12 protein-coding genes and 3 pseudogenes are annotated in these 19,853 nt (G+C 42.7%); 3 read left to right on the forward strand and 12 right to left on the reverse strand.

Annotated features, from left to right (window positions below; genetic code table 11):
* Positions 1 to 268 precede the first annotated feature (268 nt).
* Positions 269 to 1,264 carry a DUF1016 N-terminal domain-containing protein gene (locus LEP1GSC190_RS04865; protein WP_117344694.1) on the reverse strand — a complete coding sequence of 332 codons (996 nt, stop codon included), beginning with the start codon at positions 1,262 to 1,264 and terminating at the stop codon, positions 269 to 271.
* A 168-nt stretch (positions 1,265 to 1,432) separates the two neighbouring features.
* Positions 1,433 to 2,068: a hypothetical protein gene (locus tag LEP1GSC190_RS04870; RefSeq protein ID WP_002747630.1), complete on the reverse strand. Its 636-nt coding sequence runs from the start codon at positions 2,066 to 2,068 to the stop codon at positions 1,433 to 1,435.
* Between the two features lie 194 nt (positions 2,069 to 2,262).
* Between LEP1GSC190_RS04870 and LEP1GSC190_RS04875 the strand changes: the two genes are divergently transcribed.
* Together LEP1GSC190_RS04875 and LEP1GSC190_RS04880 are read left to right on the forward strand one after the other, a co-directional pair.
* Positions 2,263 to 2,781 carry a hypothetical protein gene (locus tag LEP1GSC190_RS04875; RefSeq protein WP_237578335.1) on the forward strand — a complete coding sequence of 173 codons (519 nt, stop codon included), beginning with the start codon at positions 2,263 to 2,265 and terminating at the stop codon, positions 2,779 to 2,781.
* A 71-nt stretch (positions 2,782 to 2,852) separates the two neighbouring features.
* Complete coding sequence (locus LEP1GSC190_RS04880; RefSeq protein WP_237578336.1) at positions 2,853 to 3,557, forward strand: DDE-type integrase/transposase/recombinase; 705 nt, start codon at positions 2,853 to 2,855, stop codon at positions 3,555 to 3,557.
* A gap of 150 nt (positions 3,558 to 3,707) precedes the next feature.
* Here the strand turns inward: LEP1GSC190_RS04880 and LEP1GSC190_RS04885 are convergent.
* The 5 genes and pseudogenes from LEP1GSC190_RS04885 to LEP1GSC190_RS04915 all read right to left on the reverse strand — a co-directional run.
* A pseudogene (locus tag LEP1GSC190_RS04885) lies at positions 3,708 to 5,198 on the reverse strand (hypothetical protein); the annotation flags it as partial.
* A gap of 697 nt (positions 5,199 to 5,895) precedes the next feature.
* Positions 5,896 to 6,441 carry a hypothetical protein gene (locus LEP1GSC190_RS04895; protein WP_002747211.1) on the reverse strand — a complete coding sequence of 182 codons (546 nt, stop codon included), beginning with the start codon at positions 6,439 to 6,441 and terminating at the stop codon, positions 5,896 to 5,898.
* Between the two features lie 10 nt (positions 6,442 to 6,451).
* Positions 6,452 to 8,316, reverse strand: a pseudogene (locus LEP1GSC190_RS04900) (hypothetical protein).
* Between the two features lie 75 nt (positions 8,317 to 8,391).
* Positions 8,392 to 8,877, reverse strand: coding sequence for a hypothetical protein (locus LEP1GSC190_RS04910; RefSeq protein ID WP_117344691.1), 486 nt, complete (start codon positions 8,875 to 8,877; stop codon positions 8,392 to 8,394).
* A gap of 18 nt (positions 8,878 to 8,895) precedes the next feature.
* Positions 8,896 to 9,711: a hypothetical protein gene (locus LEP1GSC190_RS04915; RefSeq protein ID WP_117344690.1), complete on the reverse strand. Its 816-nt coding sequence runs from the start codon at positions 9,709 to 9,711 to the stop codon at positions 8,896 to 8,898.
* Between the two features lie 11 nt (positions 9,712 to 9,722).
* Here LEP1GSC190_RS04915 and LEP1GSC190_RS04920 point away from each other — a divergent pair.
* Positions 9,723 to 9,902 (forward strand): annotated as a pseudogene (locus tag LEP1GSC190_RS04920) (integrase core domain-containing protein); the annotation flags it as partial.
* Between the two features lie 122 nt (positions 9,903 to 10,024).
* Here the strand turns inward: LEP1GSC190_RS04920 and LEP1GSC190_RS04925 are convergent.
* From LEP1GSC190_RS04925 to LEP1GSC190_RS19705, 5 genes are all read right to left on the reverse strand, one after another.
* The gene (locus LEP1GSC190_RS04925; RefSeq protein ID WP_002747201.1) at positions 10,025 to 10,561 is read right to left on the reverse strand and encodes a hypothetical protein; all 537 of its coding nucleotides are present in this window, start codon (positions 10,559 to 10,561) and stop codon (positions 10,025 to 10,027) included.
* Positions 10,562 to 10,571: 10 nt separating this feature from the next.
* Complete coding sequence (locus LEP1GSC190_RS04930; RefSeq protein ID WP_237578361.1) at positions 10,572 to 14,063, reverse strand: peptidase M23; 3,492 nt, start codon at positions 14,061 to 14,063, stop codon at positions 10,572 to 10,574.
* 685 nt (positions 14,064 to 14,748) lie between these two features.
* Positions 14,749 to 15,180, reverse strand: coding sequence for a hypothetical protein (locus LEP1GSC190_RS20140; RefSeq protein ID WP_237578337.1), 432 nt, complete (start codon positions 15,178 to 15,180; stop codon positions 14,749 to 14,751).
* An 89-nt stretch (positions 15,181 to 15,269) separates the two neighbouring features.
* The gene (locus LEP1GSC190_RS20145; RefSeq protein WP_420844286.1) at positions 15,270 to 19,151 is read right to left on the reverse strand and encodes a M23 family metallopeptidase; all 3,882 of its coding nucleotides are present in this window, start codon (positions 19,149 to 19,151) and stop codon (positions 15,270 to 15,272) included.
* A gap of 238 nt (positions 19,152 to 19,389) precedes the next feature.
* Complete coding sequence (locus LEP1GSC190_RS19705; RefSeq protein ID WP_117344689.1) at positions 19,390 to 19,845, reverse strand: hypothetical protein; 456 nt, start codon at positions 19,843 to 19,845, stop codon at positions 19,390 to 19,392.
* Positions 19,846 to 19,853: the final 8 nt, after the last annotated feature.

The raw sequence follows: 19,853 nt of genomic DNA on the forward strand, positions 1-19,853 counted from the left end.
TCAATTCATGTTGCGTTGCAGGATTTCCACTTCGATCGCTCACGCGTTGTGCTTTCTATATTTGATGTGGGTTCCACACTGCTCGCACAGCCTGTGCAGTCGGATTTGTTTTTGCAGTTTAAAAGGAAAAAGAGGAGGGCGGTTTCTTAAAGTCGTTATCGACTCTTCGATACTCGAAGAGTCGATTTAAACCACACACTTGTCAAAAAAAAGGGAAGACTTAAGATTTTTTTGTGATCAAGAAAACAAAACAAAACGTTTTCAAATCTCAAGGATACTCTTTATTAGCCGTTTCAGAAAGTTCTTCATTCAAATGGATTCCTTTTGCGCGTAACGTTTCATAGTCCGATTCTTTGCCAGGTAAATACAAAACATCTCCCAAATAACGACCATATTTATCTTGTATGTGCGTTCTAATCAAAAGACTGGTTCCGGGTTTTAGTTTCTTCTTTAAAGAATCAAAAGCCTCAACACCACCTGGTCCGTTCAATTCCGGAGCATTGATACCAAGTAAACGAATCTTTTGTCTGGCTGTCAGACCGAAGCCCAAGTCCATTTGAGCGACAAAAGTATCTCCGTCTACGACCCTTTCCAATATTCCAAGATAATGATAAAGTAAACAATCCGAATTCCCTTTGTCAATACTCCAGGTTTTCTTTGTAGAAGATAGTCGTACGATTTCGCTTTCCTTAAAACCTTTAAGATCCAATTCGCGGTAACAACGAAAACCCAAATCGATACGAAGTCTTTCTTGTCGGTTAAACGCATTCTTTACAATTTTATAATGATAAATCTCTCCACTCGGGCGATTCCACTTTAAAGACTTCAAACCGCCGTAATAACCGCTTTCACGAGCATATCGCTCTAACAGCTCTCTGCTCCAACCTTTTTCGCCCGCTTCTTTTTCTAACTTCTTTCTTGTCGTTAGATTTGAAACGGCCGATAAAATCCTGTAATGACTCCAGCTCAAACGAAAATCCAACTTCTTTCCATGATATGCTTGGTAAAATTTAAGCGCATAATAAAGGGTTCGCTTCGAAAAGTTCGATTTTACTACCTTGCCTATCTTCTCAGTAAGAGTTCTCATTCTCTGTCTACTTTTCTCATTCATTATGTAGGAATTAAACTCTTGATTCAATAAACCTCCGATTTCCAAATGTCCCGTTAATAGAAAGCGATTTCCTCCTTTGTATGTATTTTCCCTAATGGATTCAAAAATAGAAGCGATTTCTTTTGCTAACGTTTCTGTATTCTCGCGTTTCAAGTCTTTAGTCTTTCCTATTTTAAATATTATGCGAAAATTAATTAATGAATCGAGAAGATTACATTTATCAATTAACCGCTTTTATATTTTCGGCTCATTTTTAAATAATATGCCTCTTTTCTATTATGAGGCGGTATGTTTTAGGGACATTCTAAGAACAAAAGTCGGTCAAAGTAAATACGCTCTAAAACGTTTTAAAAGTTCCTCATGTAAATACGAATCATCGACGGGCATATCAGGGTCCAATCGGTTAAATCGTTTCCGTAATTCTTTTTTTATTTCCGCACTCGGAGTCTGAGACTCAAGCATTCGAACCGATGAATACACTAAATCCGAAAGGAAGTTATGGCTCCCTTCCACTTCCAATAGCAAATCGAAAGATGATAGTAATATTTCCCAATCCAATGCGTCGGGGTTTCGGATGTTGTGCATTATTTTCACCATCCCGAACATCTGAGGTGATCCTGCTTTGATTTCTTGCAGCGTCTTCTTGCGATCCGACAGATACGTATGGACCGCCTGCATCACACTTCTTTCCGCTTCCCCCTTTCCGTCCCACAATAGCACAAACGGCGCAAATTCTTTTAGTTTCCAAGAAACCGCTAAGTAAGCTCCGGCTATTACTTGGTCGATTTTTTTTCCTCGCAAACTCGCTTCTATCAAGGGGTAATACTTTTGTTCCGGTTTGTCTTGGATATACATCAGATGCCACACGGCAAGTCCTTTCCCACCGGACTCAAGCATCGCGTCCAGTTCCTTCAGCGTCTGTTCCCGTATTTTCTCATATTCATTCGTTCGTATCATCTTTTGCCTTCTTTCGTATTTTAAGTATTACTTATGTATTTTTGGAATCGGCGGTGCACTGTTTTTATTTTAGGAAAACTAAGTCCGGTTGAAATGAGTATTTCATTTTTTAAAATTAGAATATCACATTATTTTTATGTTATTTTTATTTTTTGTTTTACAAAACTTCCTTCTTAATTGTTTCCTGCAAAATCATGAAAACGAAATGTATCAAAACCAAAAACTCGTATCACACCGCCCTTGTTCTCAAAGCGCAATTAGGAATGTTATCTAAAAAGGAAAGATCCCGTATTCCGGACTCGACTTTCTCCGATTGGAAAAAACGTAATCTCTCTTTAGTCGTCGGGTTTACCGAAGATGATCTCGCTCATTTTAAAGACGAAGTCTACAGAAAGATTTCGGAAAGTAAAACCTTCAAAAAAACTCTTTCCGCTCTTCTTTTAGTTTTTCAATTCTACTTCTCCTTAACGGAAAACATGCGAGGAAAAAGAAGAATTTGGAGCGAACAAAAGAAAAACATCGTTTCCATTGTTACAAGAATTTCTCCTCTCATCGGTATCAAAGCCGCTTGCAAGCTTTTGAAGATCTCTTCACAACGTTTTTATCGTTGGAAAAACGAGATTCACTGTTTCACTTCTACTTTTAATCTTTGTAGAAAATTACATCCCAACAACTTACTTACAAAGAACAAACGATCATCGCCAAGTATTTGAAAAAGCCGGAGCTTCAACATTGGCCGCTTAGATCCGTCTTCTATCAAATGTTAAACGACTCTCAGGCTTTTATGAATTTAAGCACCTTTTACAAGTATGCTCGGGCTTTAAGACCGGATTTCAAACGTTTCCGAAAACCTAAACAAAGAATTGGGATTCGTGCTTCTTCTCCTTTAACTCTTCTTCATATGGATACTACCATCTTACGCGTGCAAGACGGTTCTAAGGCTTACATCCACTTCATCATGGACAATTTTTCCCGTACTATTCTCGGTTGGAAAGCTTCAGTCGAATGGAACGCAAAGAATACGGTTTCAAATCTGAAAGAGGTTTGCGAAAAATTCAATCTCTTTCACAAACCTATCCGTCTGCTTTGCGATGACGGTTCCGAAAATCAAGGTGCGGTCAACGGTTTCTTAGACCAACCCAATCTATTCATCAAAAAACTAATCGCTCAGGTCGACATTTCCTACTCAAACAGTATGATCGAAGCCGTGAACAAGAAAATGAAATATGAATTTCTATTTCCTAAAAATCCAATTTCATTTGAGGAAGTGATCGATACTCTCAAAGACGCGGTTCCAGAATACAACTCCCGTCCAAGCGGTGTCTTGTTCGGTTTCTCTCCGGATCAAGTCTTATACGGTGAAGTTCCAGACAAACATCGTTTTATCGAGCAAATCAAAGAGGCCGCCGTAATACGGCCTAAGATCAACAAACAAGGTCTCTGTGATCCTTGTGCAAATCCTTCTACTATTCCAATAAAGAGAAAGTAGTTTTTCACATTCAAACACCGGTTAATTTTAGTTAGTCGGTGATTCTTTTTTTATTCGATCTCAGGGCAGGTGTCATCTTATCATTTCATCTTTTCAGGCAGCATTCCGGTTTTCCGGAGCCCGTTTGCTACCTTTGGTGTGCTTTCTGCAGGGGATCAACGTATGATCCGCTCCGAGACCTTCCGTTCTGTAATACAGCTTTCCGGTTTTTTCATTTCGGATCAAATTGCCTCCGCTAGTTCCCGATTCAAGTTCCATGTTGATTAGCTTTTTGTGATAATCAGGATGCATACTTACATCCACTTCACCTTTCTGCAAATATGGATTCTCGCTTCTTTGTTTGTCTAAGTGATTTGATATCGCTTCTTCACCAACTCGCAAGTGACGATCGGAGGCGCTTTCGGTTGAGTCCGACGCACCATACGCAGCACCATCTCCGATATTCTCGTGATGCAGTGACTGCATACTCAGCGTTTCATTGCCACCGAACGCGTTCTTAGCACCATCCCAAGCACTTGAGGCAACTCCGACAACGCTGTCGATTGCTCCATCGATCTTGTTTCCTACCCAATCCAGACCGCCGCCTAACGTCTCAGCCGCCTTACCCAGAATGTGATCCAGGATTCCGTCTTCTTCTCTTCTTTGAGTTTCAATCCCTGCACCCGCGATCGCCGCAGCTCCAGATTCTTGATTGTTCCTATTTTGAGCGCCTCTGGATGCTTCTTGCGCATCCGCGTCTTCTTTCGCTTTTCCGGAAATAAAGTCGGCCTTCCACTTGTCGGCTAAAAAGTTTGTGTTTGCCTGGAATCCTCCGGACTCACTCCAGTTTCCTGCATTGACTCCTCCGGATGCGTTAAGCGCTGCTGACACTCCGTCTCTTTGAGAAAAACTTAAAGTTCCTCCCGCTCCTTTCATTTGATTTGCAAGTGAATTCTTCGCTTTGTCTTTGTCTCCAGGAGCTTCGTATCCGATGTTTCCACCGACACCGCCTTTCTCGCTCCAACTGATTCCGCCATTGACTCCATTACTAAAACTTTTACTAAGGCTTGCACCAAATCCGTCTCCTTCGTTGTAACTGAGTGCTAAGCCCGTTCCACTTTGAGAAGTAAATCCCGCGTTTCCACTTACGCTTCCTGTTTTACTGTTGTAGCTGAGTCCCGCATTGAATCCGCCTTTTGTTAAACCGACATCCACCGATGTTCCGCCTCGTTCGGAGATGCCGACGCTCACTGTGGCAGGTCCATAGCCGACTCCTACGCTTGCACCGAATCCGTTCTCTGCGGAGTAGCTAAGGCCTACGTTAACCGCTCCTCCTGTAAAACTTTTGACAGCAGCTCCTGCGGCTCCACCCACAGCACCGACGAGCGCACCTTTTAATCCTCCGCTTGCAGCTCCTGTGGCGGCACCCAGGCCTGCACCCACTGCCATAGCGACCATCAGAGAAGCTCCACCGGTGAAGGGCGCTGCCGCTACTGCTACCACTGTTGTCACCATTTGGAACTCTTGGCTTTGATACCATTGTTCTTTCGGTTTGTTCATCTTCTCCATCTGATTGGAGATAAGCCATGTAGGTAATCCGGTTGCTTTCGAAATTGCGTTTACGGTCTCGTCTTTGACATACGCTTTCACTGCGTCTTTCATGCTACTTCCACCGACAAGTGCCCCTACGAGACTTGCAGGTAATCCAGTTGCTTCGGCCACGGCTCCCGTTATGCGGCTTTGTGCTTCCGACTTCACCGCTTGGGTAAATCTTTGTCCCATGTTTCCGGATCCGCCGTTCATTCCATTCAAAATTGTAAACAGAAATCCCTTGCTTTCCTTCTCCGCGTCATTCGCCTTTGCTTGTTTCTCGATTCTATTTTGAATGTCTTCGGAGTAGACGGCATATTTTTGATTTACGTTCGAGAGTTGACTCTCTGCGTTTTGAGTTCCCACTAACTTCAAGTTGAAGTTGTAGCCTAAATTCGATATATCAAATCCGGATGTTACGATCAAATACTGCATTCCGTAGCTAATTTCTACGGGTATGCCTTTGACGCTCACCGAGCCTTTTAATTCTCTGCTTCCTCCAAAAACTGTGTCGTCGATCGAAGCTCCTTCATACATCGCTTTGCCGACTTTCTTTTTGTCCCCATTCAGAGGACAGACGACTGAAGACAGAGGACGGAAGGGGAAAGCCTTCCCCTCGCTTCATACCGAGCTTGCAATTTTTCTAATTTACAAATATTCAATTGTTCAATCAAGCTCGGTATTTCGCTACCCCTTCTCCGGGCTATTCGCCTCTGCTCCATCCCCGGAACCCTGTTTTTGCTGTGGATTTTGTACTGCAAAACACAATTCATTTCCTGCCAATTTCAAATCTGATAATCTTACAATTCCCGCCTTTGTTACATGATAAATCCATTGAATATATGTAATTTGCCTGATGAACGCTAATATAGCCGTAATCACCCATTCTAAAAAAATTATGAATCTCAACATCTGGATTCATAAAGGCTTCTCGAAAGGAGACAATTCCAGGAAAGGTTTCCTGGAATTCTTTCTGCATTACTTGGTTATTAAAAATTAAATCTTTAGCGCTTTCTCTAATCCCATCTTTTAAAAAGTCCTTTCTTTTAGGAGGAGCGCCATGGTCCGAACCGTCCGGAAGAGAAATATACCACTCATCTATTTCAAAACCGTACGTTGTATCCAAGAACGACATTAACTCTTCCGGTTTGTTCTCTCTTAAAATTTTTACAATCTGCTGGGTAATTGGATGTGCATTTTGTAATGAAACTGACTTCACTTTTTTCGTTTTCACTTCGTCCTCCTTTGACTCCTGTTTGCAAAAACAGGAAATCAAAATCAAAAATATTAAAATACTCTTGTACATTGTTTTCATAATGTTCTCCTTAATTTTCTCCTCGCATCCATTTGTAAATATCACTACGAGTGTATTTAACTCCTTGGGTCTTACCTTGGTCGAGGAATTCTTTCGTCACTTCCACATGTAAGTGAGCTCCATCCGACAATCCTACTTTTTCATTTGTCCTGCCTAAATACGTTCCTGCTGAAAATATCTTTCCCTTACCGTCATAGATCGCTTGGTTGATTTGATTAAAATGTTTCAAATTCAATTGTCCCACCGCATTGTTATTGGAATCCAACACGGATATTTGAATTCGAGAACCGCTTACTTTTTCGCCGACAAACACACCGTCTACTCTAAAGTTCGCATTCGGGCCATGCCAACTCAGATTGTTACCCGAATGTTTTCCATTTAAATCCACCTTACTCGGTGTATCATGACTGTTGTAATGGGCTTTGTCTCTGAAATCCATCATATTCGTCCATTGACTTGTATCTCGTCCAAAGTCTCCAGATACTATATGGATTTTTACAGGATCATCCGTTGCATTCGGAGCGCCTGTAACTGTGCTATTACTTCCACCATAATCTACCGTATGTACTATGTTCGGATTGTGGATCGCATCTGCATTTCCAGAATTTGAATGTGAAGACAAGCTGGAACCTGAACCACCCCCCGCAATCTTGTCCCACAAACTACTCGCCCCACTGACTGCAGAGTTTAGAATATTCTGAACTACTCCACCATACAACCCAGTGCCTTGGCTTTGATGTGTAGTAGGTGTTGTTGAATTCGAGTTTGCAGTTTTTGAATCCTGGTTATTGCGATAAGCTTGGACTTTACCTTCGATCTCCGCGGTATCATAACCCATTCTTCTTAACTCTGCAATGCTTGCATCGGTTTGAGCGCGAGTTTCTCCTTTCCAGTTGTCCCAAAATGCTGCCTTATCTTCTGTGGATAATGGACGTCTTCCTCCTGTTGTTGATTCTCCATCGGGCCCAAACGATCCCGATGAAGTTAACGTTTGTCCTGTGTCATGCGACGCTGGGGCTCCATGTGCAGGAGTAGAATCATCTTCATCTCTTCTCTGAGTCGCATATCCAATCGCACTCGCCGCCGCCGCTCCATTTTCTTGATTGTTTCTATTTTGAGCAGCTCTTGAATCTGCTTCTGCTTTCGCCGCCGCATACGCCTTCTCTTCATCCGTCTCAGCGACACCTTGAGCAAGAGCGTTGTTCATTGCAGACTCGGCCAGAAAGTTGGTGTTACTGGTTAAACCGCTTTGGGAATTGTAGTTGAATGCATTGGTCCCACCGGAGTTTAAGCTGAGTGTAACACCCGTGTGTTCGTTCCAAGAAAGACCTCCACTGACTCCGCCGTATTTACCGCCTTTACCTTCATACGAACCGTATTGGTCCGAACTCACATCGGCTCCCCATCCTCCAAACTCCGAACGAGAAAGTGTAGCACCAACTCCCGGAAGAACCACGTTGTTGTTTCTTGAAATTCCGACACTAGTTCCGAATCCGTCTTGTCTGTTGTAGCTCATTCCCAAGTTGAGAGTGCTGGCATAGGATCCTGTTGTTGCGTTTTTACCCATCCCGAGTCCGAGTCCAGCGTTAGCTGAAATTCCTCCTTGTTCGGAATAACTTATTCCCGCGTTAAAGCTAAGTGCGCTTGTTCCCGCTTGCAAACCCGCGGATCCGCCGAATCCTGTTTGTTCGTTGTAACTGAGTGTGGCTCCAACTCCAAGGCCTTCCATCAGCTTCATGCCACCGCCGACGCTTGCGCCATTCAGAGGACAGAAGACAGAAGACTGAGGACAGATGGGGAAGGGGAAAGCCTTCCCCTCGCTTCATACCGAGCTTGCTGTCTTTCTAATTTACAAATGTCTAATTGTGTTTCCAAGCTCGGTATTCCGCTACCCCTTCTCCGGGCTATCTCCTTGGTTCCATCCCCGGAGCCCTGTTCTTTCACTTGTTACTAATCCCTCTCCGGTCTTAGTCTTGAAAAGTCTCGAACGATCCATCGCCCTTGCTCTTCCGGAAAATAACAATCTATCCCATATTCAAAACGATTCACAGTCAACATTATTGAAAGACTTTCGCCGTCATCGCTAATTCCTACTTTGCTTCCTTTTTTTAAAAGACGTACCACCTCTTCAACGGTAACGTTCTTCTCCATATCACCAAGGCCTTCTTTCTGAAAATTGCCTATATACAAATCTTTTTCCATAGATTCTTCTGCATGAATCGTATATCCACTGTGTTCATCACTTACTTCTAAAAAAGGAGTAAAGTTTTTCTTTTCTTGAATGTCCTTTAAAAGTTTAGAAAGCATTACATCTAACATTTTCATTTTCTCTTGTTTTGTATATGTCTTCACTTCCATTTTCGTTTCCTCTTTGTTTCCAGGCTTGTCGCAAGCATTCAATAATATGCAACTAACCAGTAGTATTCTAAATATCATAATGTTCTCATTTCTCCTTTAATTTACTTTCGGTAAACTGCTTAACTCCAAATGCAAGTGATTGCTGTGCATTGATCCTTTGTCATCTTTTTTGAGATGCAGATTCGGCAATTTATTTTTCTCAAAATACTTGTGCACTGCCAGATCATTGAATTTGACAAAACCGTTTACCCCTTCCGGAATATTTCTAGAAATTGTCTTAATATATTCAATCGTTTTGTCTCGATCGTAGGCCTTGTTTTCATCATAGTTACGGCCGGTCGGATCAACTCCAGGTGTAGACATATACGACAGGTCTATCGCATTTCCGTTTTTATGATGCTGGTAATATCCGGCATCTTTTGCTTCCTTAGTACCAGTTGCACGTGGATCATAGTCTCCCGTCTTGTAACCTAGATCGTTTGTCACTATCGGATAACCCGGATTCTTGCCCGTCCATTCATTAATGGTATTGGAAATCGTGTCAACAAGCGGCTTCTGTCCATAACGATGATCGTCGGCTCCATCTTGGCTAGAATTACTACTAAAGCCCGGGCCTTCCTCGTGCAGTTTGTAAGTTAGTTTATTGCCTGTGACCGTGTCATAATGTTCGGGGCCGGTAGAAATGACATGTGAAGAACCTCCCCCCGTTGCTCGATTCCACAACCCCTTAGCGCCGTCAACAACGGAACCGAAAATTGAAGAAGCTCTTTCACCTAATGTTTGTGTTCTACTTCCATTCACAACGATCGGGCTTCCGGTCTGATTCGAGTTTCCATAACCGGGTTTCGATTGGTTACGATAATCGTTTACAAACTTTTCAAGACCACTCGTGTCGTATCCTGCAGCTTTCAAACCGGCGATGTTCGCATCCGTTTGCGCAGGAATACGTTGATTACTACAATCATTGGAGGCCTCATCTGGCCTTAAACAAGGATTCTCCTTGTGGTAGGGTCGTTACATTTCCAACTCCTACCTCCAAAGTTATCAAACGAAAAGTTTTGGGCGGGTTACACCATGTTTATCTTAATTCAGAGGTCGCTTAATAATATGTCATCTTTTGTGCATTTTGTCAAATTCTAACATACTATACAAACGACGGTTTTTGGACTAGCAAAGGAGTTGTGAGAGAAAGAATTTTTCATACAAACAATTTGTTTTTAAAACCCTATTTCCTAGCAATTTCAAATCGGATAATCTTGCAATTCCCACTTTTGTTACAGGAGAAGGCAATTGAATATATATAATTTGTATAATCGATACTGATTCTTCCCGTTCCTCCTTTATCCATGGTAAAAGAATCGTAAATCTCAACATTTGGATTCATAAAGGCTTCCCGAAAGGAAACGATTCCGGGAAATATTTCCACAAATTCTTTCTGCATCACTGAATTGTTAAAAATTAAATCTTTACCGCTCTCATCAATGCCATCCTTCATAAAATCTTTCTTTTTAGGCGGAGCCCCATGATCGGATCCATCGGGTAAGGAAATATACCAGTCGTCGATTTCAAAACCGTATGTTGTATCCAAGAACGACATCAACTCTTCCGGTTTGTTATCTCTTAAAATCTTCACGATCTGTTGAGTAATCGGGTGTGCATTTTGTAATGAAACAGGTTTCACTTCTTTCTCCTTTTGCTCTTGCTTGCAAAAGCTGGAAATTAAAATCAAAAATATCAAAATACTCTTGTACATCACTTTCATCATATTCTCCTTAATATCCTCCCCGCATCCAATTGTAGATATCGTTACGCGAAGCATTTTTATCTTTCTTTAACCATTCATTCGTAATCTCCGCATGCAAATGCGGCCCCTCCGATAACCCAACCTTGTCGTTCGTTCTGCCTAAATAGGTTCCGGCTGGAAATATCTGGCCTGTTCCTTGGTAAATTGCCTGATTGATTTCCTTAAAATGTTTTAAGTTCAGTTGACCTACCACATTACCTTCAGAATTCAAAACTGAAAGCTGAATCCGAGAACCGCTGATTCTCTCTCCGACAAAGACTCCGTCTACACGAAAGCTTGCGTTAGGACCAAACCAAGTTAAGTCATCATTCGCGTATTGACCAGCCAAATCCACTTTACTCGGGTTGTCCCTCCCGTTGTAATGAGGTTTGTTTCTAAAATCAGCCATGTCTGTCCATTGAGTTGTATTCCGTCCAAATTCCCCCGATACAATTTTGATCTCTACAGGATCATCCGTTGCACGAGGCGCGCCATTGGCTTGACCATTACTTCCTGGATAGTAGATTCTTTCCACTACTTGCGGATTTAGAATCGCATCCAGATTAGATGAAGACGAATGCACAGGACCCGATCCCCCACCACCCGTCATGCTGTTCCACAAACCTTGAATGCCATTTCCGATCGAACCAAAGATGGAACCGATTCTTTCTCCCAAACTCGGGGTTCTACTTCCAGTAACGACGATCGGGCTTCCGGTCTGATTCGAGTTTCCATAACCGGGTTTCGATTGGTTACGATAATCGTTTACAAACTTTTCAAGACCACTCGTGTCGTATCCTGCAGCTTTCAAACCGGCGATGTTCGCATCCGTTTGCGCAGGACTTTCCTTTCTCCAATCTGCTTTGAACTCAGCCACGTCACTTGCGCTTAGCTGACGACCACCTGTCGGTTTTCCATCGGGTCCAAACGATCCCGATGAAGTTAACGTTTGTCCTGGATCATGAGAAGATGTTCCGTGTGCAGGGTTCGGACCGTCAGCATCTCCAAAGCCAATCGTTCCTTGACTTCCCGGTAAGCCGTCCTCTCTTCTCTGCGTAGCATATCCAACCGCGTCTAACGCAGATTTTCCTTGTTCAGAATTGTTCCTATTCTGAGCAGCTCTTGAATCCGCTTCTGCTTTCGCTGCTTTGTATGCTTTCTCTTCATCGGTATCGGCCACACCTTGAGCGAGAGCGTTGTTCATTGCAGACTCGGCAAGAAAGTTACTGTTACTGGTTAAACCGCTCTGAGCATTGTAGTTGAATGCATTGGTTCCCCCCGAGTTTAAGCTGAGTGTAACACCCGTGTGTTCGTTCCAAGAAAGTCCTCCACTGACTCCGCCGTATTTACCGCCTTTACCTTCATACGAACCGTATTGGTCCGTAGATACATCCGCTCCCCATCCTCCAAACTCCGAACGAGAAAGTGTAGCACCAACTCCCGGAAGAACCACGTTGTTGTTTCTTGAAATTCCCACGCTAGTGCCAAAGCCGTCGTTGCGATTGTAGCTCATTCCCAAGTTGAGAGTGCTGGCATACGATCCTGTGGTTCCGTTTTTACCCATTCCGAGTCCGAGGCCAGCGTTAGCTGAAATTCCTCCTTGTTCGGAATAACTTATTCCCGCGTTAAAGCTAAGTGCGCTTGTTCCCGCTTGCAAACCCGCGGATCCGCCGAATCCTGTTTGTTCGTTGTAACTGAGTGTGGCTCCAACTCCAAGGCCTTCCATCAGCTTCATGCCGCCCCCAACACTTGCTCCAAATCCTTTCTCTCTCGAGTAGCTTAGGTCATAGCTTACAAGACCTCCAGTTGCAATCGAAAGAGGAGCATTCCCAATCGTCGCTGCTCCAGCGAGCGCACCCAACACGCCGCCTTCCGTCGCGCCCTGTATCGTTTTGTAAGCTGCAAGCGCTACTAAACTCGCTCCACCTGTTATGATTGCCGTCGCAGAAGCAGCAACCGTTATTACTGTATCGATCGTTTCGCGGTTTTCATACGCTTGTTTACCCAGATGATCCGAGAACTTGTTCACTTTTTTCGTCACATCTGGATTTGCCGCAAGAGCGATGACACCGATTGGACCTACCGCAACTGTCGCTATTGCAACAGCCGCCATCGTGCCAAGACCCCGACCCATGTTGTACGAAAAGCTCGTCGTCATCGCGTGTGTCGCTTCTTTCTCAGAAATCTTTTGGTTTAAATACCAAGCGGGAATTCCGGTTGCTTGCGATATCGCTTCCGTGGTCACGCTCTTCTCGTATGCTTTCATCGCTTGTTTCATGTTGGAACCGCCGACAAGGGCTCCCACAAAACTCGCAGGCAATCCGGTTGCTTCTGCAACTGCTCCCGTTATGCGGCTTTGAACTTCGGATTTAATGGCTTCATGAGGTTTTTGTCCTCCGCTCATTCCGCTTAATACGTTAAATAGAAAACCCTTGCTTTCCTTCTCCGCGTCATTCGCCTTTGCTTGTTTCTCGATTCTATTTTGAATGTCTTCGGAGTAGAGGGTATATTTTTGATTTACGTTCGAGAGTTGGCTGTCTACGTAATTAGTTCCGACTCCTTTCAGTTTGAAGTTGTAGCCTAAGTTGGATATATCAAATCCGGATGTGACGATCAAGTATTGCATTCCGTAGCTTACTTCCACAGGTATGCCTTTGACGCTCACCGAGCCTTTGAGTTCTCTGCTTCCTCCAAAAACTGTGTCGTCGATCGAAGCTCCTTCATACATCGCTTTGCCGATCTTCTTCATATCTCCGCTTTGGCCTTTGAAACTTTCTGTTCCGAAGTTGTATTTCGATCCTTGTTCGTGATAATTTTTGAGTCCTCCCATTTCTCCTTCGAACATGTTTTTCAATTCGCCTGGTAAAGCTTGGAAAGCGGTTAAGTAGTTTTCTTTACTCGCTTCATACAATTTCTTTTGATAATCCTCTATCTCCAGATTCTGTGCGTATTCTTCTTTGATCTCGTTTGTTTTGTTACTGAACTGAGCAAACATCGTCTCCACGTTCTTTTGGAGATTGTCGATGTAGTTTTTAACTCCCAGTACCATTTCCGCGTTGAACCTTGTCGCGTTTGGATTCATCATATCCACGCTCAAGTTTCCTGGATTGAATTTTGTGTCTATTCTAATATATTGATATTCTAAATCGGGAGAATAACTCGTGCTCTTCATCGCACTGCCGTCGATTTCAATTTCTCCGCTGTAGATCTGTCGATACGCGGATATTCCTTCTCCATCCGTTCGGAAAGAATATCCTGCTTCTCTGAGATATTTGTATTCGTCTCCGTTTGTCAGCGATTCTAAAAGTGTCTTTTGGAGTTGGTTACTTCTTTCTTCGTTATCTTTTTGGAGTTTTTTTGCGTAGTCGTCTAAGTATTTGGACACTGCGCTGTTTGCCGCCAAGTTGATTGCTTGGCTACTTCCTTGTAACAATGTTTGTAACGCCGCCAAATCATTGTTATTCGTTACAAGTAAATTCATGTGAGAAAGTAATTCATCTGCCTTTTTTTGTTTTTCTTCCAACTCTTTCTCTTGTGCTTGGATGTATTGAGCGACTCCGTTGTTGCTTACTTCTTGTGGTAACGAACTTTGGATACTTGCGATCATTTCTTGCAATCCATCCAAGAGTCCTTCTCCGATATTACGGTTTGCTAATTCTTTGGATTCGAGTAGCAACCGTTCCACTCGTTCTTTGTTTTCTTCTCCTTGTTTGTTTAAGTTGGAAGCGGTTTGTATCATTCCTTGGATTTGGTTGTAACTTTCTCCTTCGGATATAATCCCCGCCACGGCGTTCTTTCCTTCTTGGATTTGTTTCTGGACTTGTGTGCTATTCTGAAAGTTTTTGTTGAGTAGGTTATCTCTGTAACTCAGGAAAGAATTTTTGGTATATGTCAATCCTCGGTTGTCTATTTCACTCGTAATCTCTTCGCCTAACGAATAATACTTCTTCTTGAGGAATCCGATCGCATTGCTCTTTTCTCTCACTGCATATCCTGTGTAAAGGGCTGCTTCGTCGAACTTTGCTTCATTCAGAGGACAGAGGACAGAAGACTGAGGACAGATGGGGAAAGCCTTCCCCTCGCTTCATACCGAGCTTGCTATCTTTCTAATTTACAAATGTCTAATTGTATTTTCAAGCTCGGTATTCCGCTACCCCTTCGCCGGGCTATCTCCTTGGTTCCATCCCCGGAGCCCGGTTTTGATGTGTGTTTTGTGCTGGGGACAGATTTTTCAAAATAGATCCGCTAGCATACACAGTTGGAACTTTAAGGCTTTCTTGTGAATTGATTTTTTCAACTAAAAGGGTTTGTTCTGGCCTAGGAAAAAATTCGACTTTTATATCATTATTTTTGAGAATATGAAAACTCAAAAGTAAAGACTTTTCATTTGAAGTTAAGATTCTACAATAATATTTTTTATTACATATTACTTTAACATTTTTAAATATTGCACCATCTGGACCTTCTATTATATGAAATTCATAATTACTATTTATTTTTACAAATTTCATATAAGTAGTAGCGTACTCGCTGCCATCTGTCCAAATCCCATTTAACAAAGTATCTATTGATAATACATTTGGCGTATTTAAACTCATATTATCCTCCTGATTGTAATTGCTCTCCTTACATTGGGAAATGAGAATCAATGTAAGGAACAATATATTAATTTTTTTTATCATTTTGATCACTCCGGATGGTCTTGAATCCACTGATTCCAATTAAACGTTGCAGGATTTTGATGATTAGTTTGAGAGATATAAGCTCTCGGATCAACATTAAATCCCGTCCTAACTTCGTAATGCATATGTGCTCCAAATGAATTACCTGAATTTCCAACATTTGAAATAACCTGCCCTCTTGTAACAGTATCACCTACATTTACAAGTACATTTGAGTTGTGACCGTATAATGTGAATATACCGTTATTATGTTGGACAAGTACAAAAGCACCGTAGCCACCACCATTTTGATTATTTTCGTAATTACGACTTAAAGCAATGACTCTACCGTCAGCAACAACAGGAACAGGTGTTCCCGATGCCTGTGGTTGATCTAAACCTGAATGTGGAGCGCTTGTATAGGTTGTTCCATCATTACGAGTTAAAATTCTAACTCTACCATAACCAGATCCTTGATTTTCAAAAGGCAATTTTGCGCCATTATCAAGTTCAAATACAGGAGCGGTCTGATGAGCTATAGGTTTGCTTCCCCCCGTTACCTTGTCCCACAAACTACTCGCCCCACTGACTGCAGAGTTTAGAATATTCTGAACTACTCCTCCATACAACCCAGTGCCTTGACTTTGATGTGTGGTATTTTGTGTTGAATTTGAGTTTGCAGGTATTGAATCCTGGTTATTACGATACGCTTGAACTTTCCCTTCAATCTCCGCGGTATCATAACCCATTCTTCTTAACTCTGCAATGCTTGCATCCGTTTGAGCGCGAGTCTCTCCCTTCCAGTTGTCCCAGAATGCTGCCTTGTCTTCTGCGGATAACGGACGTCTTCCACCTGTCGGTTTTCCATCGGGTCCAAACGATCCCGATGAAGTTAACGTTTGTCCTGGATCATGAGAAGATGTTCCGTGTGCAGGGTTCGGACCGTCAGCATCTCCAAAGCCAATCGTTCCTTGACTTCCCGGTAAGCCGTCTTCTCTTCTCTGCGTAGAGTATCCAACCGCGTCTAACGCAGATTTTCCTTGTTCAGAATTGTTCCTATTCTGAGCAGCTCTGGAATCCGCTTCTGCTTTCGCTGCTTTGTATGCTTTCTCTTCATCGGTATCGGCCACACCTTGAGCGAGAATATTGTTCATAGAATATTGGGATATAAAATCGGCGTTAGACGAAAGACCAGATTGAGAATTGTAACTGAGAGCGTTCGTTCCGGCTACGTTAAAGCTCGCGGTAAAACCGTCTCTTTCACTCCAACTAAGTCCTCCGCTCACTCCACCGAAGCTTGGTCTGCCTCCGCCTCCTTCTACTTTCCCGTATTGGTCAGTTGATACATCCGCTCCCCATCCGCTATATTCACTTCTGCTAATGGTTGCTCCCATTCCGGGTAGAACATGATTGTTGTTAGACGAGATTCCCGCGTTCATCCCGAATCCGTCTTGTCTGCTGTAGCTCACTCCTAAGTTTAAAGAAGCTGAATATGATCCTGTGCCTCCGTTCTTTCCGAGCCCACGTCCAAGTCCTGCTGAACCGGAAATTCCTCCTTGTTGACTGTAGTTTAAGCCTGCGTTAAAGCTAAGTGCGTTTGTTCCTGCTTGTAGTCCTACGCTTCCTCCGAATCCTGTTTGTTCGTTGTAGCTTAACGTTGCTCCCACTGCCAAGCCTTCCATCAGCTTCATGCCACCGCCAACGCTTGCGCCAAAACCATCTGCGTAGCTGTAGCTACAATCAAATCCGATCACACCTCCCGTATATATGCTGGCTGCTGTTCCCACCGTGCTCACTGCACCAGCTAACGCTCCGTAGACGCCTCCTTCGGTTGCGCCTTCCGCTATCTTGTAGGCTGCAAGCGCCGCCATGGATGTTCCAAAACTAAACGCCGCTCCGACCACTGCTGCTACCGTCACTACCGTGTCGATCGTCTCTCGATTCTCGTAAGCTTGTCTACCGATATGATCTGCAAACTTGCCGGCTTGTTTGTCTACGTTATCAGCCGTTTTACGTGCTTGATCGGTCAGACTCGGTGCAACTGCTTTCATCAACAGACCACTAGGTGTGTAGTCTAAAAATGCTTCTCCTGCTCTCGCTACAACTTGTACTACACCCGTTACCATCGTTACTAAACTTCTTCCTGCGTTGTAGGAAAAACTTTTTGCCATCTCATGATTGGCTTCTTTCTCAGAAATCTTTTGGTTTAAATACCAAGCGGGAATTCCGGTTGCTTGCGATATCGCTTCCGTGGTCACGCTCTTCTCGTATGCCTTCATCGCTTGTTTCATGTTGGAACCGCCGACAAGGGCTCCCACAAAACTCGCAGGTAATCCGGTTGCTTCTGCAACTGCTCCCGTTATGCGGCTTTGCACTTCGGATTTAATGGCTTCATGAGGTTTTTGTCCTCCGCTCATTCCGCTTAATACGTTAAACAGAAATCCCTTGCTTTCCTTCTCCGCGTCATTCGCCTTTGCTTGTTTTTCGATTCTATTTTGAATGTCTTCGGAGTAGACGGTATATTTTCGGTTTACGTTTGAGAGTTGATTGTCGACGTAATTGGTTCCCACTCCCTTCAACTTGAAGTTGTATCCTAAATTTGAAATGTCAAATCCGGATGTGACGATCAAGTATTGCATTCCGTAGCTTACTTCCACAGGAATCCCTTTGACGCTCACCGAGCCTTTTAATTCTCTGCTTCCTCCAAAAACTGTGTCGTCGATCGAAGCTCCTTCATACATCGCTTTGCCGATCTTCTTCATATCTCCGCTTTGGCCTTTGAAACTTTCTGTTCCGAAGTTGTATTTCGATCCTTGTTCGTGATAACCTTTTAAGCCTCCCATTTCTCCTTCGAACATGTTTTTCAATTCGCCTGGTAAAGCTTGGAAGGCTGCTAAGTAATTCTCTTTACTTGCCTCATACAATTTCTTTTGATAACTTTCGATCTCCTGATTCTGTGCGTATTCTTCTTTGATCTCGTTTGTCTTGTTGCTAAACTGAGCAAACATCTGTTCTACGTTCTTTTGCAGATTGTCGATGTAGTTTTTAACTCCCAGTACCATTTCTGCGTTGAACCTTGTCGCGTTTGGATTCATCATATCCACGCTCAGGTTTCCAGGATTAAACTTCGTCTCCATTCGTATATATTGATATTCTAAATCGGGAGAATAACTCGTGCTCTTCATCGCACTGCCGTCGATTTCGATTTCTCCGCTGTAGATCTGTCGATACGCGCTGATTCCTTCTCCATCCACTCTAAATCCGTATCCTGCTTCTCTAAGATATTTGTATTCGTCTCCGTTTGTCAGCGCTTCTAAAAGTGTCTTTTGGAGTTGGTTACTTCTTTCTTCGTTATCTTTTTGGAGTTTTTTTGCGTAGTCGTCTAAGTATTTCGACACTGCGCTGTTTGCCGCCAAGTTGATCGCTTGGCTGCTTCCTTGGAGTAGGGTTTGTAACGCCGCCAAATCATTGTTATTCGTCACAAGTAAATTCATGTGAGAAAGTAATTCATCTGCCTTTTTTTGTTTTTCTTCCAACTCTTTCTCTTGTGCTTGTATGTATTGAGCGACTCCATTGTTCGATACTTCTTGTGGTAACGAACTTTGTATGCTTGCAATCATTTCCTGCAATCCATCCAAGAGTCCTTCTCCGATATTACGATTTGCTAATTCTTTGGATTCGAGTAGTAGTTTCTCTACTCTTGTTTTGTTTTCCTCTCCTTGTTTGTTTAAGTTTGCCGCGGTTTGGATCATTCCTTGGATTTGGTTGTAACTTTCTCCTTCGGATATAATCCCCGCCACGGCGTTCTTTCCTTCTTGGATTTGTTTGTTGATTTGTGTTGTATTCTGGAAATTTTTGTTGAGTAGGTTATCTCTGTAACTCAGGAAAGAATTTTTTGTATATGTCAATCCTCGGTTGTCTATTTCACTCGTAATTTCTTCATTCAGAGGACAGAAGACAGAAGACTGAGGACAGAAGGGGAAAGCCTTCCCCTCGCTTCATACCGAGCTTGCTATCTTTCTAATTTACAAATGTCTAATTGTATTTCCACGCTCGGTATTTCGCTACCCCTTCGCCGGGCTATCTCCTTGGTTCCATCCCCGGAACCCTGTTTTGATGTGGTTGTGGGTTCTGTACCCTAAGACCTTATTCATATTTTTTTAAAATTTCTCCCTTTTGGAATAACTTTGATTCAAAAGGAGAATTCATTGACCCTTCATGATTTGAAATTTTAAATTCTTTAATATTTTTTACCTGAATTTCATTTCTTGATTGAAGATCAAACTCTAACACCGAATCTTTTGGGTTTTTCGATTCAAAGACAATGCAATGTTTTTTTTCATTGCAGTTTAATTTAATTTTATCAAAGGATATGCTATCAGGTCCATCGTTCATTATTAACTGAATCCCTCCCTTTGTTTTATGAAATCCGATATATACTCCTCCCCCCCAGGCTTGTTCTGTTGACCATAATCCTTTTAGCTGTTCAAAGATCTGCTCTTTTGTCATAGAATCCTCTTTTGTTCTATCTTCAAATTTAGAATTACAATTTAGTGTAAAACTAATATATAATGAAAGAATAATAAACAATCTACCTTTCATTGCGCGCT

This window comes from Leptospira mayottensis 200901116 (genome assembly GCF_000306675.2).
GTDB classification, from domain to species: domain Bacteria; phylum Spirochaetota; class Leptospiria; order Leptospirales; family Leptospiraceae; genus Leptospira; species Leptospira mayottensis.

What these genes read in the sequence shown, in the direction of transcription:
- LEP1GSC190_RS04870 (WP_002747630.1), bottom strand. Translation starts at nt 2,068, where the DNA reads ATGATACGAACGAATGAATATGAGAAAATACGGGAACAGACGCTGAAG.
- LEP1GSC190_RS04875 (WP_237578335.1), top strand. Translation starts at nt 2,263, where the DNA reads ATGAAAACGAAATGTATCAAAACCAAAAACTCGTATCACACCGCCCTT.
- LEP1GSC190_RS04880 (WP_237578336.1), top strand. Translation starts at nt 2,853, where the DNA reads ATGAATTTAAGCACCTTTTACAAGTATGCTCGGGCTTTAAGACCGGAT.
- LEP1GSC190_RS04895 (WP_002747211.1), bottom strand. Translation starts at nt 6,441, where the DNA reads ATGAAAACAATGTACAAGAGTATTTTAATATTTTTGATTTTGATTTCC.
- LEP1GSC190_RS04910 (WP_117344691.1), bottom strand. Translation starts at nt 8,877, where the DNA reads ATGATATTTAGAATACTACTGGTTAGTTGCATATTATTGAATGCTTGC.
- LEP1GSC190_RS04925 (WP_002747201.1), bottom strand. Translation starts at nt 10,561, where the DNA reads ATGAAAGTGATGTACAAGAGTATTTTGATATTTTTGATTTTAATTTCC.
- LEP1GSC190_RS04930 (WP_237578361.1), bottom strand. Translation starts at nt 14,063, where the DNA reads ATGAATTTACTTGTAACGAATAACAATGATTTGGCGGCGTTACAAACA.
- LEP1GSC190_RS20140 (WP_237578337.1), bottom strand. Translation starts at nt 15,180, where the DNA reads ATGAGTTTAAATACGCCAAATGTATTATCAATAGATACTTTGTTAAAT.
- LEP1GSC190_RS19705 (WP_117344689.1), bottom strand. Translation starts at nt 19,845, where the DNA reads ATGAAAGGTAGATTGTTTATTATTCTTTCATTATATATTAGTTTTACA.